Source organism: Allobosea sp. GW821-FHT03A12, from assembly GCF_058986765.1.
This window is the reverse complement of record NZ_JBYSVZ010000005.1, coordinates 190,112-203,834: the sequence shown is the minus strand read 5'-3', so window position 1 is coordinate 203,834 and position 13,723 is coordinate 190,112. Positions and strand designations below refer to the sequence as shown.

At 66.9% G+C, this 13,723-nt stretch carries 14 protein-coding genes; 3 read left to right on the top strand and 11 right to left on the bottom strand.

Annotated elements, in window-relative coordinates; translation table 11 throughout:
• The 5 genes from AC3WLC_RS19535 to AC3WLC_RS19515 form a co-directional block, all read right to left on the bottom strand.
• Entirely contained in the window at positions 1-1,023 is a 1,023-nt protein-coding gene (locus AC3WLC_RS19535; RefSeq protein ID WP_493685576.1) for a DNA topoisomerase IB, read from the bottom strand.
• Between the two features lie 155 nt (positions 1,024-1,178).
• Entirely contained in the window at positions 1,179-2,009 is an 831-nt protein-coding gene (locus AC3WLC_RS19530) for an ABC transporter permease (RefSeq protein WP_493685575.1), read from the bottom strand.
• A gap of 5 nt (positions 2,010-2,014) precedes the next feature.
• A complete protein-coding gene (locus AC3WLC_RS19525; protein ID WP_493685574.1) occupies positions 2,015-2,914 on the bottom strand; it encodes an ABC transporter permease in 900 nt (299 codons plus the stop codon).
• Positions 2,911-3,984, bottom strand: coding sequence for an ABC transporter ATP-binding protein (locus AC3WLC_RS19520; protein WP_493685573.1), 1,074 nt, complete (start codon positions 3,982-3,984; stop codon positions 2,911-2,913). Before AC3WLC_RS19520 ends, AC3WLC_RS19525 begins: the two co-directional genes overlap by 4 nt.
• A gap of 99 nt (positions 3,985-4,083) precedes the next feature.
• Complete coding sequence (locus AC3WLC_RS19515; protein ID WP_493685572.1) at positions 4,084-5,274, bottom strand: extracellular solute-binding protein; 1,191 nt, start codon at positions 5,272-5,274, stop codon at positions 4,084-4,086.
• Between the two features lie 163 nt (positions 5,275-5,437).
• Here AC3WLC_RS19515 and AC3WLC_RS19510 point away from each other — a divergent pair, with 163 nt between their 5' ends.
• Both AC3WLC_RS19510 and uxuA read left to right on the top strand, forming a co-directional pair.
• A complete protein-coding gene (locus AC3WLC_RS19510; RefSeq protein WP_493685571.1) occupies positions 5,438-6,121 on the top strand; it encodes a GntR family transcriptional regulator in 684 nt (227 codons plus the stop codon).
• 140 nt (positions 6,122-6,261) lie between these two features.
• A complete protein-coding gene (gene uxuA / locus AC3WLC_RS19505) occupies positions 6,262-7,458 on the top strand; it encodes a mannonate dehydratase (protein ID WP_493685570.1) in 1,197 nt (398 codons plus the stop codon).
• Positions 7,459-7,504: 46 nt separating this feature from the next.
• On the opposite strand, the gene AC3WLC_RS19500 is transcribed toward uxuA, so the two are convergent.
• Entirely contained in the window at positions 7,505-8,752 is a 1,248-nt protein-coding gene (locus AC3WLC_RS19500) for an MFS transporter (protein ID WP_493685569.1), read from the bottom strand.
• 98 nt (positions 8,753-8,850) lie between these two features.
• Here AC3WLC_RS19500 and AC3WLC_RS19495 point away from each other — a divergent pair, with 98 nt between their 5' ends.
• Positions 8,851-9,702 (top strand): LysR family transcriptional regulator, encoded by an 852-nt coding sequence (locus AC3WLC_RS19495; RefSeq protein ID WP_493685568.1) that lies wholly within the window; start codon positions 8,851-8,853, stop codon positions 9,700-9,702.
• Between the two features lie 19 nt (positions 9,703-9,721).
• Here AC3WLC_RS19495 and AC3WLC_RS19490 read toward each other — a convergent pair whose 3' ends face one another.
• The 5 genes from AC3WLC_RS19490 to AC3WLC_RS19470 all read right to left on the bottom strand — a co-directional run bounded on the left by AC3WLC_RS19490 (position 9,722) and on the right by AC3WLC_RS19470 (position 13,709).
• Positions 9,722-10,456 (bottom strand): urease accessory protein UreE, encoded by a 735-nt coding sequence (locus AC3WLC_RS19490; RefSeq protein ID WP_493685567.1) that lies wholly within the window; start codon positions 10,454-10,456, stop codon positions 9,722-9,724.
• 23 nt (positions 10,457-10,479) lie between these two features.
• The gene (locus AC3WLC_RS19485) at positions 10,480-10,788 is read right to left on the bottom strand and encodes a putative quinol monooxygenase (protein ID WP_493685565.1); all 309 of its coding nucleotides are present in this window, start codon (positions 10,786-10,788) and stop codon (positions 10,480-10,482) included.
• Between the two features lie 399 nt (positions 10,789-11,187).
• Complete coding sequence (locus tag AC3WLC_RS19480; protein ID WP_493686089.1) at positions 11,188-12,216, bottom strand: ABC transporter substrate-binding protein; 1,029 nt, start codon at positions 12,214-12,216, stop codon at positions 11,188-11,190.
• A gap of 102 nt (positions 12,217-12,318) precedes the next feature.
• Complete coding sequence (locus AC3WLC_RS19475) at positions 12,319-13,143, bottom strand: DUF1003 domain-containing protein (RefSeq protein ID WP_493685564.1); 825 nt, start codon at positions 13,141-13,143, stop codon at positions 12,319-12,321.
• Between the two features lie 233 nt (positions 13,144-13,376).
• Positions 13,377-13,709, bottom strand: a complete 333-nt coding sequence (locus AC3WLC_RS19470) for a hypothetical protein (protein WP_493685563.1) — start codon at positions 13,707-13,709, stop codon at positions 13,377-13,379.
• Between the last annotated feature and the right edge of the window lie 14 nt (positions 13,710-13,723).

Here is a 13,723-nt window from a genome sequence, read left to right as displayed (position 1 = left end):
TCACGCCGCCAGCAATCCCAGCGCCCGCTCGATGCGCGAGCAGCCGCCGCGGCCGCGCGCCTTGCGATAGGCACGAATCAGGCGGCCGCTGGCATACGCGTCAACGACGATGGCGTGGACATAGCTCTTGCGCACCACGGCCGGGGTGTTGACCAGCCGCTCGGCGATGGCGCGCATGATGTCGGCGAGCTGGCGCTTGCGGCCGCGCTCGCTGGCGGCGATGTCGGTTGAGAGCAGGAGTTCGGCGGCCGCGGCATTGGCGGCGAGCATGCGCAGATCCTTGCTTGAGATCGGCAAGCCAGCTGCCTCCTTCAGGTAGGCGTTGATGTCGGCGGCGTTGATCGCCGCGACCGAGCCGTCCTCAGCGCGGAACTGGAACAGGCGCTTGCCCGGGATGGTCTTCAGCCGTGTCAAAGCACGAGCCAGCGGAGCATCATCACGGCCGCAGACGATGTCCTTGCCGCCCTTGCCGCGGAAGGCGAGCGTGAGGTGCTTGCCGCTGATATCGGCGTGGCGCTTGAGCAGGGTCGAGGCGCCATGGCTACCATTGGTGCGGGCATAGACTTCGTTGCCGACGCGGATATGGCAGCGGTCGATGATCGCGGCGGCGCAGGCGAGCGCTTTCCTGCGCGACAGCACGCGATTCTTGAGATCGGTGGCGATGCGTTCGCGCAGCTTCGGCAAGGCATCGATCAGGCGGCCGAGGCGCTTGAGCTTGCGCCGCTCGCGCACCTTCTCCCAGTCGGGGTGATAGCGGTGCTGGATGCGCCCGGCATCGTCGCGGCCGGCCGCCTGGAGATGGGCGCGCGGATCACTGGCGATCAGCACATCTTCATAGGCCGGCGGGATCGCCAGCGAACGGATACGGGCCAGCGTCTCCTCGTCCGTGACCTTGCCGCCATCGGCGTCGCGATAGCCGAAATTGCGGCCTACCCTGACGCGGCGGATGGTGAGGTCGTCGATGGTCACGCGGCGCAGGCGGCCCTGGCTCGCCCTAGCGCCTTCCCTGCCCTTGGTGACCATTCAGCGCCTCCGCAGCTCGACCGGCTGCGGAGGAATGCAGAACGGGCCGCGAGGTTCCCTCGTCATTGCGAGCGCAGCGAAGCAATCCAGAGACATAGAGCGCTGCCGCCCTGGATTGCTTCGTCGCTACGCTCCTCGCAATGACGAAAAGCTGACTATCGCTTCGCCCTTGCTACGATCTGTGTCGGGTTGACGAAGCGCAGGGCGATCACCAGCCAGACCAGCGTCGTCACCATGTAGATCACCGCCATGGCGTCGATCGACTGGACGGCGCGCACGCCGGCGGCGAAGACGGCGTAGTAGAGCGCGACCACCAGCGTCTGGCTGGTCGGGCCGGCCGTCAGGAAGGTCAGCTCGAACATCGCGATCGTGCGGACCAACACGAGCAGCAGCGCGGCGAGGATGCCGGGCATCAGCAGCGGCAGCAGGACGTGGATGAAGAGCTTGAAGGTGCTGGCGCCGAAGACGCGCGCCGCCGCCTCGATCTTCGTGTCGATCTGCTCGATGAACGGGATCATCACCAGGATGACGAAGGGCACGGTCGGCACGAGGTTGGCGAGCACCACGCCCGACATCGAGCCGGCGAGCCCGGTGCGGTAGAGAACTGTCGCCAGCGGGATGCCGAAGGTGATCGGCGGCACCAGCAGCGGCAGCAGGAAGAGCAGCATCACCAGCTTCTTGCCGGGGAAATCGCGCCGCGCCAGGGCATAGGCGGCGGGCACACCGATCAGCCCCGACAGGAAGACGACGAGGAAGACAATCTGGAAGGTGACCGTCAGCACGTCGCCGAGTTGGAACTCGGCCCAGGCGGCGCCGTACCAGCGCGTCGTCCAACCGTCCGGCAGCCAGGAGCGCAGCCAGCGCGTCGAGAACGAGCTCGTCACCACCGCCGCGATCATGGCGAACAGGTTGACGATGAAGAAGCCGATCAGCGTCCAGTTGGCCGCGGCCCAGAGCTTGGTGGTGAGGCGGGTATCTTTCACCATGGCGCTCAGCCCTTCCCGCCGCCGGCCGGGCCGCGATAGAGCATCCCGCGCAGGCCGAGCACCGCGACGACGATGGCGAGCTGAACCATGCCCATGATCATCGCGACGGCCGAAGCCATCGAGTAATCATATTCCTCGAAGGCGGCCTGGTAGGCGGCGATCGAGATGACGCGCGTCGGTCCCGCCGGCGCCCCCAGCAGCACTGCCGAGGGAAAGACCGAGAAGGCCTGGACGAAGGAGAGGCAGAAGGTGATGGCAAGGCCCGGCAGCAGCAGCGGGAAGAGGATGTGCTTGAAGCGCTGCCAAGGTCCGGCGCCGAGCGTCGCGCCGGCCTGCTCCAACGCCGGGTCGACGCCCGTGAGGTAGGACAGGGTCAGGAGGAAGGTGAAGGGGAAGCCGGTGATGACCAGCGAGAGCATCACGCCCCAGTAATTGTGCAGCAGCTTCACCGGCGAGGAGATCAGGCCGATCGTCATCAGCGTCCGGTTGAACCAGCCCTGCGGGCCGAGATAGTTCAGCAGTCCCTGCGCGACCAGCACGGTGCCGAGCGTGATCGGGATCACCAGAATGGTGGTGAGCAGGCGCTGGTTCTTCATCAGCCGGACGCGGAAGGCGATCGGGATCGCCAGCAGCAGCGTCACGATCGTCACCGGCAGCGCCAGCCAGAGCGTGGTCGCGATCGTCCCGTAGAGGAAGGAATCCGAGAAGAAGCGCTGGTAGTTGGCCAGCGCCCCGCCGGCCTTCGGGGTGAAGGAGAGGAAGAGCCCGTACAGGAACGGGTTGATGAACAGCGCCAGCAGGAAGAACACCGCCGGCAGGACGAGCAAGGTCAGCCCGTCGAGCCCACGCGCGGCGAGCCGCTGCTTGAGCGGGATGTCGGCGGTAGCGCCGGAAACGGTGCTCATGCCCCGCCTCCGAAGACCAGGACGCGATCGGGCGCAGCGGACAGCCGGATCTCGGTGCCGGGCGCGATGCGGCTTTCAGCCAGGAAGGTCAGCGGCGTGTCGTCGGCCATGCGGGCGAAGCCGACGAATTCGCGGCCGTGGAACTCGGTCGAGACGACCTTGGCCTTGAGCCCTGGAGCGCCGTCCGCCACCGGATGAAGGTCCTCAGGGCGGATCGAGATATGCGCGCCCTGCCCCGCCACGACCGGCGAACGCACCCGCCCGGCGACGCCGACCTCGCCGACAGTAACCGTCGCCTGATCGTCGGCGACGGAGGCGACGAGGCCGGCGACCTTGTTGCGGAAGCCCATGAACTCGGCAACGTCGAGATGGTCCGGCCGCGAGAACAGGTCCTCCGGCCCGCCGACCTGGCGGATCTGGCCGTCGCGCATCACCACGATGCGGTCGGCGAGCGAGAGCGCCTCTTCCTGGTCGTGGGTGACGTAGATGGTGGTGGCGCCGAGCGTATTGTGGATGCGCCTGATCTCGGCGCGCATCTCGAGGCGCAGCTTGGCGTCGAGATTGGAAAGCGGCTCGTCCATCAGCACCAAAGGCGGCTGCACCGCGATGGCGCGGGCGATGGCGACGCGCTGCTGCTGGCCGCCGGAGAGCTGGCCGGGCAGCTTCTCTTCCTGGCCCTGCAGGCGGACCATGGCGACGGCTTCGGCGACGCGGCGGTCGCTCTCGGCCTTGGCCATGCCGCGCATCTTCAGGCCGAAGCCGATGTTCTTCTTCACGCTCATATGCGGGAAGAGCGCATAGCTCTGGAAAACCATGCCAAAGCCGCGTTCCTCGGGGCGCAGCGGGTCGATGCGTTTCTCGTCGAGCCAGATGCCGCCGCCGGTCGCAGGCAGAAGGCCGGCGATCAGGTTCAGCGTCGTCGACTTGCCGCAGCCGGAAGGACCGAGCAGCGCGATGAACTCGCCCTGCTTGATCGTCAGCGTGACATCCTTGACGGCGTTATGCGTGCCGAAGTCGCGGCAGAGCCGGCCGAGCCTGAGTTCGCGGAAATTCGCGGCGTGTATCGACATGAAGGACCATCGGGTTCGAACGGATGGGCGGCTGCCAACAGGCGACAGCACAGCAGCAGGCCGGTCAAGGACCGGCCTGCTTGGTGATTTCAGCAGGGGCTATTTGCGCTTGGCGCCGCCGACCTGCTCGTCCCAGATGCGGAAGGCGACGACCATCTTTTCGGGGTCGAGCGGGGTCTCCATCGGGTTGTCGGCGATCAGCTTGTCGTATTCCGGCCGACCGAACTCGGCGATGGCCTTCTGGCTTGAGGCCGGCGCCATCGAGAGCGGCACGTCCTTCACCGCCGGGCCCGGATAGAAATAGCCCTCGTCATAGGTGTAGGCCTGCTGCTGCGGCGTCAGCATGTGGCGGATCAGGTCGAGCAGCACGGCGAGCTTCTCGTCGGAGACCCCCTTCGGGATCATCATGTACTGGGCGTCCGTGACCCAGTGGAAGCCCTTGATCGCCTGGATCTTGGCCTCCTTCGGCACCACGCCGAGGACGCGCGGATTGATGTCCCAACCGGTTGTCGAGACGATGATGTCGCGCGAGCCGTCACCGAGCTCCTTCATCGTCGCGCCGGTGCCGCCCGGGTAGTACTCGATGTTCTCGCCGAGGGCCTTCAGATAGGCCCAGGTCTTGTCCCAGCCCTTGGCCGGATCCTTCGGATCACTGTCGCCGAGGATATAGGGCAGGCCCATGATGAAGGTGCGGCCTGGGCCGGAATTGGCCGGGCGTGCGTAGAGGAAGCGGTTCTTGTTCTGCTTCGTCCAGTCGAGCAGCTCCTGCGCCGTGGTCGGCGGAGTCTTGACCTTGTCGGGCATGTATTCGAGCAGCGGGCCGGACGGGTAATAGACCATCGCCATGGCCTGGCCGCGCCCGAGATTGTGCATGGCGAGCGCAGGCTTCAGGTAGATCTCGTCGGGCTTGGGCAGCTCGGCGGCGAAGCGCGGCAGCAATTCGACCCAGAGCTTCTGGTCGATGCCGGCCGAGAGCACGTCGAGGCCGCCGATCACGAAATCGATGTCGAGGCGGCCGGCATCCTGCTGCGCCTTCAGCTTGGCCGGCAGCTCGGGCGCGGGCGCCTTGGTGAAGACCATCCGCGAGACGGCCTTTGGATTTGCCTTGGGGTAGTTCTCCAGCGGCGTCTGGACCAGCGCGAGCGCCCCGCCGACGTCGATGACGCTGATCGTGAGCGGGGATGCCGGCAGCTTGAGCGTTTGAGCGAAGGCTCCTGGCGCAGCCGCGATACCGGCCATGCCAGCGACGCCACTGAGGAATGTCCGACGATGGATGGTGTCCTGAGCCATGATCTCCCCTCCCGGCGGCCTCGCCGCCTGCTGTTTCCCCAGCCCGTGAAAAGCGGGCTCTTGCGGCACTTTTAGCACCGGCTTCTATTGAAATCGCGGCTTTCGGAGTTGACGCCTCCGTATAGGCCGGTATCCTAGTATACTAGTGAACAAGAGCTTGGCAATGGGCATCGCCGCAGCGAGACAGAGCACCGACCAGATCTACCGGGCGTTGCGCGGCGACATCCTGAACGCGGTACTGCGTCCGGGCGAGTCGATCTCGGAAGCGCGCATGGCGCTGCAGTTCGGCGTCAGCCGCACGCCCGTGCGCGAATCCTTCAAGCGGCTGGTCGAGGACGGCTTCCTCGTCGTGGTGCCGCAGGTCGGCACCTTCGTCGCGCCGATCGACCTCGCCGCGGTCTATGACAGCCAGTTCGTGCGCGAGACCCTGGAATGCCGCACCGTGGCGCTGGCCGCGAAGAACATCGACGAGGCTGGGCGGGAGGCCCTCGCAGCGCTCATCGCCAGGCAGGAGCAGGCGCTCGCTGATGGTGACCGGGCCAGTTTCTTCCGCAGCGACGAAGAATTCCATGCCGAGCTGGCGCGGCTCTCCGGCCATCCGTCGGTCTGGAACCTGATCGAGAGCGTCAAGGCCCAGCTCGACCGGGTGCGCTGCCTGTCGCTCGACACCGGCGGCTGGTCCGAGATGATCCTGGGCGAGCATCGCGAGATCGCGCGGGCCGTCAGCGCCGGCGACGAGGCCCGGGCCGAACGCACCATGCGGGCGCATCTGCGTACCGTCTTCGACGCCATCGAGACGATCGCGCGCGACCATGTCGACGCCTTCGCCGATCGATCACGTTCATGAACGTGATCGACTCCAATAGTCGGAGCGGGATTCGTGCGAAAAACCGGTTCCCACTTTTTCGCATCCCGCTCTAGTGGCGGCCTCAACAAACCCACCTGAAAGAGCCGCAGCAGACGGCGCCCTCAATAAGGACTGCAACGATGGAACAGACCTGGCGCTGGTTCGGCCCGGACGATGTGGTGACGCTCGCCCAGGCCCGGCAGGCTGGTGCGCGCGGCATCGTCAACGCGCTGCACCAGATCCCCTACGGCGTGGTCTGGGAGGTCGCGGAGATCGAAAAGCGCAAGGCGATCATCGAGGCCGACAAGAGCCTCGGCCTGCGCTGGGCGGTGGTCGAGAGCCTGCCCATCCACGAGGACGTCAAGATCGGCGAAGGCGACCTCGAGAGCATCTTCGCCAATTACCGCCAGTCGCTGCGCAATCTCGCCGCCTGCGGCATCGAGGTGGTCTGCTACAATTTCATGCCGGTGCTGGACTGGACCCGCACCGACCTCGCCCAGCCCCTTCCCGGCGGCGGCACGGCGCTGCGCTTCAACCTGCACGAATACGTCGTCGTCGACCATTTCATGCTGCAGCGGCCGGGCGCCGACGAAGGCCATTCGGCCGAGGTGATGGACAGGGCCAAGGCCTGGTTCGAGCGCTCCTCGGAGGCCGACCGGGCCAGGCTGATGGCCAACATCATGGCCGGCCTGCCCGGCGCCTATGACCGCTACGACGTGCCGGGGCTGAAGCGCATCCTCGCCCGCTATGCCGACACGAGCCATGACGGTTTGCGCGCCAACTTGAAGCGCTTCCTCGAGGCGGTGATTCCGACCGCCGAAGAGGTCGGCATCCGCATGTGCATCCATCCGGACGACCCGCCGCGACCGCTCTTCGGCCTGCCGCGCATCTGCTCGACCGAGGACGACATCGCCTTCATCCTGGGCGCGGTGGACTCGCCGTCGAACGGCCTCACCCTCTGCTCCGGCTCGCTCGGCGCCAACCCGAAGAATGATGTGCCGGCCATCGCCCGCCGCTTCGCCGACCGGATCTGGTTCGCGCATCTGCGCAATGTCGCCAAGGACCCGGACGGCTCCTTCATGGAGGCCGATCATCTCGGCGGCGACACCGACATGGTCGCCCTGGTCGACGCGCTGATGGCCGAGCAGACCCGCCGCAAGGCCGCTGGCTGGGCGCATTGGCGCATCCCGATGCGCCCGGACCACGGCCATGAACTGCTCGACGACGCCAAGAAGGGCTCGTTCCCGGGCTATCCGGCGGTGGGCCGGCTGCGTGGCCTAGCCGAGCTGCGCGGCGTGATGACGGCGCTGGCGAGCGTGAAGGGCTATGCGAGCTGAGGCGGACCGGCGTCGCGGATGGGCTGGCTGAAGCTGGCCCATCCGCTCAAGTCTTGCCCCCACGATCTCCACTCCCCAGCAGCGGCAGCGCCAGGGCGACGACCGGCGCGATCAGTAGCGTCCAGGCGCAGGCATAGCCGAACCGGTCGGCGGCCAGGCCGAATATCCAGGGCCCCAACGCCATGACGATCAGGCAAAGCGTCGAGGCGAAGCTCACGGTCGAGGCAATCGAGCTCCGCGGCGCCATCTCGGCGATGTCGAGCAGGTAGAGCGGGAACCAGCCGATCCCGAAGATCCCGAAGACCACCAGCACGGCCGCCAGCAGCGGCGCGGGCACGCCGGCCGGCAGCGCGGCGAGTGCCACGGCGGCGCCCGCGCCAACGAGCGCGGTCACGGCGAAGGATTGCGAGCGCCGCCCGGGTCTCAGCCTGTCACTGAGCCAGGGCAGCAGGACGCGGCCGGGAATACCGGCGAGCTGCGTCAGGGCGAACAGGCTCGCCGCGCCGAGCATATCGAGCGCAAGGGCATCGGCCATGTAGCCGATCGCATGGGCGGTGAAGGTGAACTGGAAGGCCGACATGGCGATGCCGAGGCGGAGCACCGGCCAGAACCGTGGATTCTCACCGACGGTCCCGATCAGCTTGCGCAGGGGCAATGGCGCCTCGCGCCTGGCCTGCACTGCGCCGCCTTCCCTGTAGAAGAGCAGGAACAGCAGCGCCCCGAGCAGCGACACCGCGGCGCTCGACCAGGCAGCCGCAGCCAGGCCGAAGCGGACTGCCAGTAGCGGCAATACCGCAGCGGCGATCATCGTGCCCAAGGGCACCGCCGCCTGGCGGAAGCCGGTGGCGAGGCCGCGATGCTGCGGCGGAAACCAGCGCATGATCGCCCGCGTCCCGCCCGGCTGTACCGCCGCATAGGTGCCGCCGAGGGCGACCATGCAGATCAGCAGTCCGATCAATTCGCTGGCGAAGGCTGCCGCGATCATCGCGAGCGCCATGCCGACCATGGCGATTCCGACGACGACCCGCTCGCCATGGCGATCGATCGCGCGGCCGAGCGAGACCATCGTCAGGATCTGCGTGCCGTTCATGGCGGTGACCGCAAGCGCTGCCGAGGCCAGCGACACGCCGAACGCATCGCGCCAGAACGGGACGAGGATGTAGACACCCTGCGAGACGAACGACCCTGCCGTCTGCGTCGCGACTGCGACCGTCAACACAGTCCAGATGTAAGGGTCGGTCCCGGCGCGGCTCGCAGCTGCTTCGGAAACTAGGCTCGGGCTGGTCTTCGACATCGGCAACTAGATTCTCTCAGGGGCGCTCCCGCCAGAGAACACCGGGCGGGAGGCGATCGAAACTGTCGCCGTTCGTGTTTCAGTGATATCATTCTGTTATGGATGTGCGACTAACGCTCGACCCCGAAGCCGTCGAGACCTTCGTCCTCGTGGCGGAGCATCGCTCCTTCACGCGCGCTGCTGGCATCCTGAACACGACCCAGGCCGCAGCCTCGCTGCGCTTGCGCCGGCTGGAGGAGCGGCTGGGGCAGCGCCTGCTCGAACGGACGCCGCGGCGAGTCACCCTCACCTCCGCCGGCGAGCGCTTCCTCGCTCCGGCGCGCGAATTCCTGGCGGCGCATCGCCGGGCGACCGATGCCCTCTCTGGCGACAGCGTCCGCCTCTCGGTCGGCATCACCCATCACCTCGTCGGCCCCGACCTCGCCCGCCTGCTTCAGGCGGCGAGCAAACGCGATGGCGGCGTGACCTTGAACCTGCGGATCGGCGCGACGCGCACCTTGCTCCAGCGCTACGACGCCGGCGAGATCGATGCGGTCGTCGCCCTGCGCTACGACGAGAGCCGCCGCGACGGCGAGGTGCTGACCCAGTCACAGTTTGGCTGGTTCTGCGCTCCGAACGTCGCGATATCACGAGACCAGCCGCTGCCGCTGGCGGCCCAGCCCGAGCCCTGCAAATTGCGGCTGATGGCGGTCGAGGCGCTGGACGCGGCCGGCATTGCCTGGCGCGAAGCCTTCACCGGCGAAGGCGCCGCTGCGGTCGGCGCCGCCGCGATGGCGGGCCTCGGTGTCGCCCTGCTCGCCCGTCAGGCCGCGCCGGCCGAACTCAGCGAGGTCGGCGCGCGTTTGGCACTGCCCGCCGTGCCGCCCCGGCCGATCATCCTGCATTCGAGCGTCAGCCAGAACCGCGCCGCGGCGACGCTCGGCGCGATCGCGGCAGCGTTCCGCGCCTGAGGCCTACCGGCCTCGACGCTCAATGATCGTGCTTGTGACCCTTGTGGCCGTGCTCGTGGCCGTGATGGCCATGGTCGTGCTTGTGGCCGTGATCGTCATGGTGGTGATGGTGATCATGGCCACAGCCGCAAGCGTCGCCATGGGCGTGCTCATGCGTATGGTGATGCTCGTGAGCATGATCATGGCCATGCTCATGGCTGTGGCCGGCATGAGAACCGGAATGAGAATGAGAATGGCCATGGTCGTGGCCGTGCTCATGACCGTGGTGATGGTGGTCGTGATGGCCATGGTCGTGGCCACAGCCGCAGTCGTCGCCATGGTCGTGGTGATGGACCTCGGGCTCGGGCTGGAACGGCCGCTCGACCTCGCTCATCGCACAGCCCTGGCCGCGAACGAGCTCGGCCAGCGTGGGATTCTGCTCGACATAGATCGCGTCGGCGGTGACCTCGGCCGGGACATGGCGGCCGCCCAGGTGCCAGGCGAGACGCGCCAGCCGCAGCGGGTTCTCGGCGGTGATCGCGACCAGCTTCTGCGCCGCCGCCCTGATCAGGACGAGCGAACCGTCCTCGAGCTTGACGGCATCGCCGTCGTTCAGCGCGGTCGGCTTGTCGAGGTCGAGCAGGATGTCCTGCCCGCCATCGCCCTTGAGCGCGGCATGGCGCGCATTGCGGCCATGGTGGTCGAGGGTGAGGGTCTCGACGACCCGGTCCAGCTTGACCGCGGCCTTGCGGACGACGGAGATGGCGCGCTGCATGACGTAACCCGTGGCGTGATGGATCAGAGGCGATCGACCGATCGCGGTTCCACCACTTCGATCACCGGAGCGGCGCTGACGCAAGTCCCGGCGATGGCGAGGAAGGCCTGGAGATGGGCCTGCTGCATGTGCCGGTCGACATCGGCACGCTTCTCCCAGCTCTCGACGCTGATGAAATGCCCGGGAGCGGTGAGGCTTTCGCAGATGTCATAGCCGAGGCAACCCGGCTCGCGACGTGTTGCCGCAATGCAGTCGCGCGCCGCGGCAGTGAAGCGCTCGCGCTCGGCGGGCATGACCCTGGCGCGGGCGATGACGAGGACGGGATCGGACATGCTGGGCGCGCCTCCAAGGTTACGCAGCCCTGGATACGAAGCGGACGCGCAGCTGGATGCAGGCCCGATTGATAAGCCTTGGTCCGGCCAGCACGGGACCTGTTGGATCGATCAAGCGCCCGCTCGGTACCGCGGGCACGCTCGGCAGGCGTCTCGGCCGCAGCCATGACTTGGTGAAGCACATCGTCCAGGCGACGGGCAATTACGGCGACGGCGAGAGCTTCAGCCGCATCTCAACACCAAGTCTCCGCTCAATCTGCCTCACGGCATGAACAAGCTGTGGGTGCCGGGCAGCCCGCGATGCGCGCCGCCGGCGCGTGGAACGCTCTCTCAGACGGTACAGAGCGCCGTCATCCCGGGCGGAGCGAAGCGCCAACCCGGGATGGGGACTTCAGGTCCTCAGCGCGGCAGCGCCTTCACTTCGTCGTCGAACTTCTTCAGGAGGCGCGAGCGCTCGGCCGGACTGCCCCAGCGCGGGGTGTCGTAGTCGATCAGCTTGATCTCCTCGAATTTCGGCGCATCGGGCGAGAGCTTGGAATTCTTGTTCGACGGGATCGAGTTGATCTTGAGCTTGGCGTTGATGTCCTGCGCCTCCGGCGAGAGCGTGAAATCGACGAACTTGCGCGCCGCTTCCGGGTTCTTGCCGCCCTTGATCACCGAGACCGAGCCGGTCTCATAGCCGGTGCCCTCGCAGGGGGCGACGATGCCGATCGGCGCGCCCTGCAGCTTCTGCGTCAGCATGTCGTGCATGAAGGCGATGCCGACGGCCGTCTCGCCGAGCGCCGTCGCCTTGACCGGGGCGATGCCGGACTTGGTGTACTGGCTGATGTTCTTGTGCAGGCTCTTCAGGAAGTCGAAGCCCTTGTCCTCGCCCAGGCGCTGGACGGTGGTGGCGAGGAAGACATAGGCCGTGCCCGACGAGCTGGGATCGGCGACCTGGACCTCGTCCTTGAACTTGGGATCGAGCAAGTCGGCCCAGCATTTCGGCTCGGCCAGCTTCTTGCTCTTCAGCGTCTCGAGATTGTAGCCGATGCCCAGCGCGCCGAGGTAAATTCCTGACGTGCGGAACTTCGACTGCTCGGCATGGCGCCTCGCCCAGTCGTGCAGTTCCGCCAGCTTCGGCGACTTGTACTCGTCGAGCAGGCCCTCGTCGGCAGCCTGGAGATGCGGCTCGCCGGGCCCTCCCCACCAGACGTCGCCGCGCGGATTGGTCGCCTCGGCCTTAACCTGGGCATAGACCTCGCCAGTGCTTTTCCGCACCATCTGGACCTTGATGCCGGTCGCCTTTTCGAAGATCGAGGCGCCCTCGCGGCACTGCTCCTCGAGGATCGAGCAGTAGACCGTGACCTGGCCCTGGGCGGCGGCGGGCGTCGCGAGGGCGGCGAAAGCCGTACCGGCGAGCAGAGCGACATGAGACAGACGGAACAGGGCAACCTCCCGGGGACGGCCATTTTTGTTAGCCGACACAAGAAAGAGCGTGCCCCAACCTGTCAACCTCCCTCTGTTGTGAGATCAGGTTCCGAGCGGGCTTCAAGCCGCGGAGTCCGGCTCCGGTAGCTCCGCCGGGACCGACACCACCTTCTTCTTCGCCGCCGGCTTCTTGCGCCGCTTCGGCTTGCGGAGCGGCAGTTGCGCCTCCTGCAGCAGTTCGAGCTGGACCTGCTGAATCTCGGCGAGGCGTTGCCATTGCCGCGTGATCAGATGGTCGATCTTCTCGTGCAGGTGCCGGACCTCGAGCTCGGCCTTGAGGTTGACCTGGTAGTCGTTGAAGGAGCGCAGCCGGTCCTTCGCCTCCTGCCGCTTCTGGCTCATCATGATGATGGGCGCCTGAATGGCGGCGATGCAGGACAGCACGAGATTGAGCAGGATGAAGGGATAGGGATCGAAGGCGCTGGCCGCCATCGCGATGTTCACCAGCATCCAGCCGATCAGCACCACGCCGAAGCTGATCAGGAAGGCCCAGGAGCCGCCGAAGCTGGCGAGCCCATCCGAGAGACGCTCGCCGAGGGTGCGGTGCTCCTCGAAATCATCCTCGACGTTCTCAGCGATCGTGTCCTGCCGGGCGATGCTTTCGGCGACCTCGCGATCGAGATCGGTGTACTCGCCGTGCTCCTCGCGCAGGATCTCCTCGACATAGCGGGTGCGGTAGCGCGCCAGCTCCTTGAGGCTGATCAGGCTGTTGTCGTCGAGATCGGGAAAGTCGCGCCGGATATGCTCGACCAGCGAGGGCCGCAATGTCCCGAGCGCGATCAGGTTCTTGCGGCTGAGCTCGACGCCGCTGATGGCGCAGACGCCGCGCTTGAGCTTGCCGGTATCGAGCGTCGGGAGAGACGGGAACACAACGTCGTCTTGCATCGCGGCCTGGCCTGAGGATCGTTCGACTGTGACGGCGGCCGGCGCCAACGAATGGAGGGCCAGCGGCATCACATCGTTACGCTGGAACAGGATCGCGTCGCAAATGCGTCGTTGCAGGCCAGCGTGTGTTGCCGGTCGCATCGCCGCCGCGCGCCCTCGCCCATGAGGTCGCGCGGCGGCTTCGGAACTACTGGGCCTGGCGCCGCGCTCGTTGATCTCGCGCAGCGTCAGCCTCAGGCCTTGACCTTCTTGTCCTCGTCTTCGGCAGCTTCGTCTTCGTCGTCCTCGGCGGTCTCGGCGTCCTCGTCCTCATCCGCCTCGTCCTCATCCTCGTCTTCGTCGTCGAGGGTGGCGTATTCATAGGCGAAGACGATCTCGCCCGTCGCCGGATCGAAGCTGCTTGCGGTCGACTCGTCGAAGGCCTCGATCAGCATCTCGGCATCCTCGGGGCCGTCGACATCGAAGCGGCGCACGGCGTCCTCGCCCTCGCCCTTCAGCGCGAGCTCGATCGCCCAGCCGCGGGAGCCGGTATCATAGACGCATTTCAGTCCCTGGATCGCCAGCATGACACTCTCCTCAC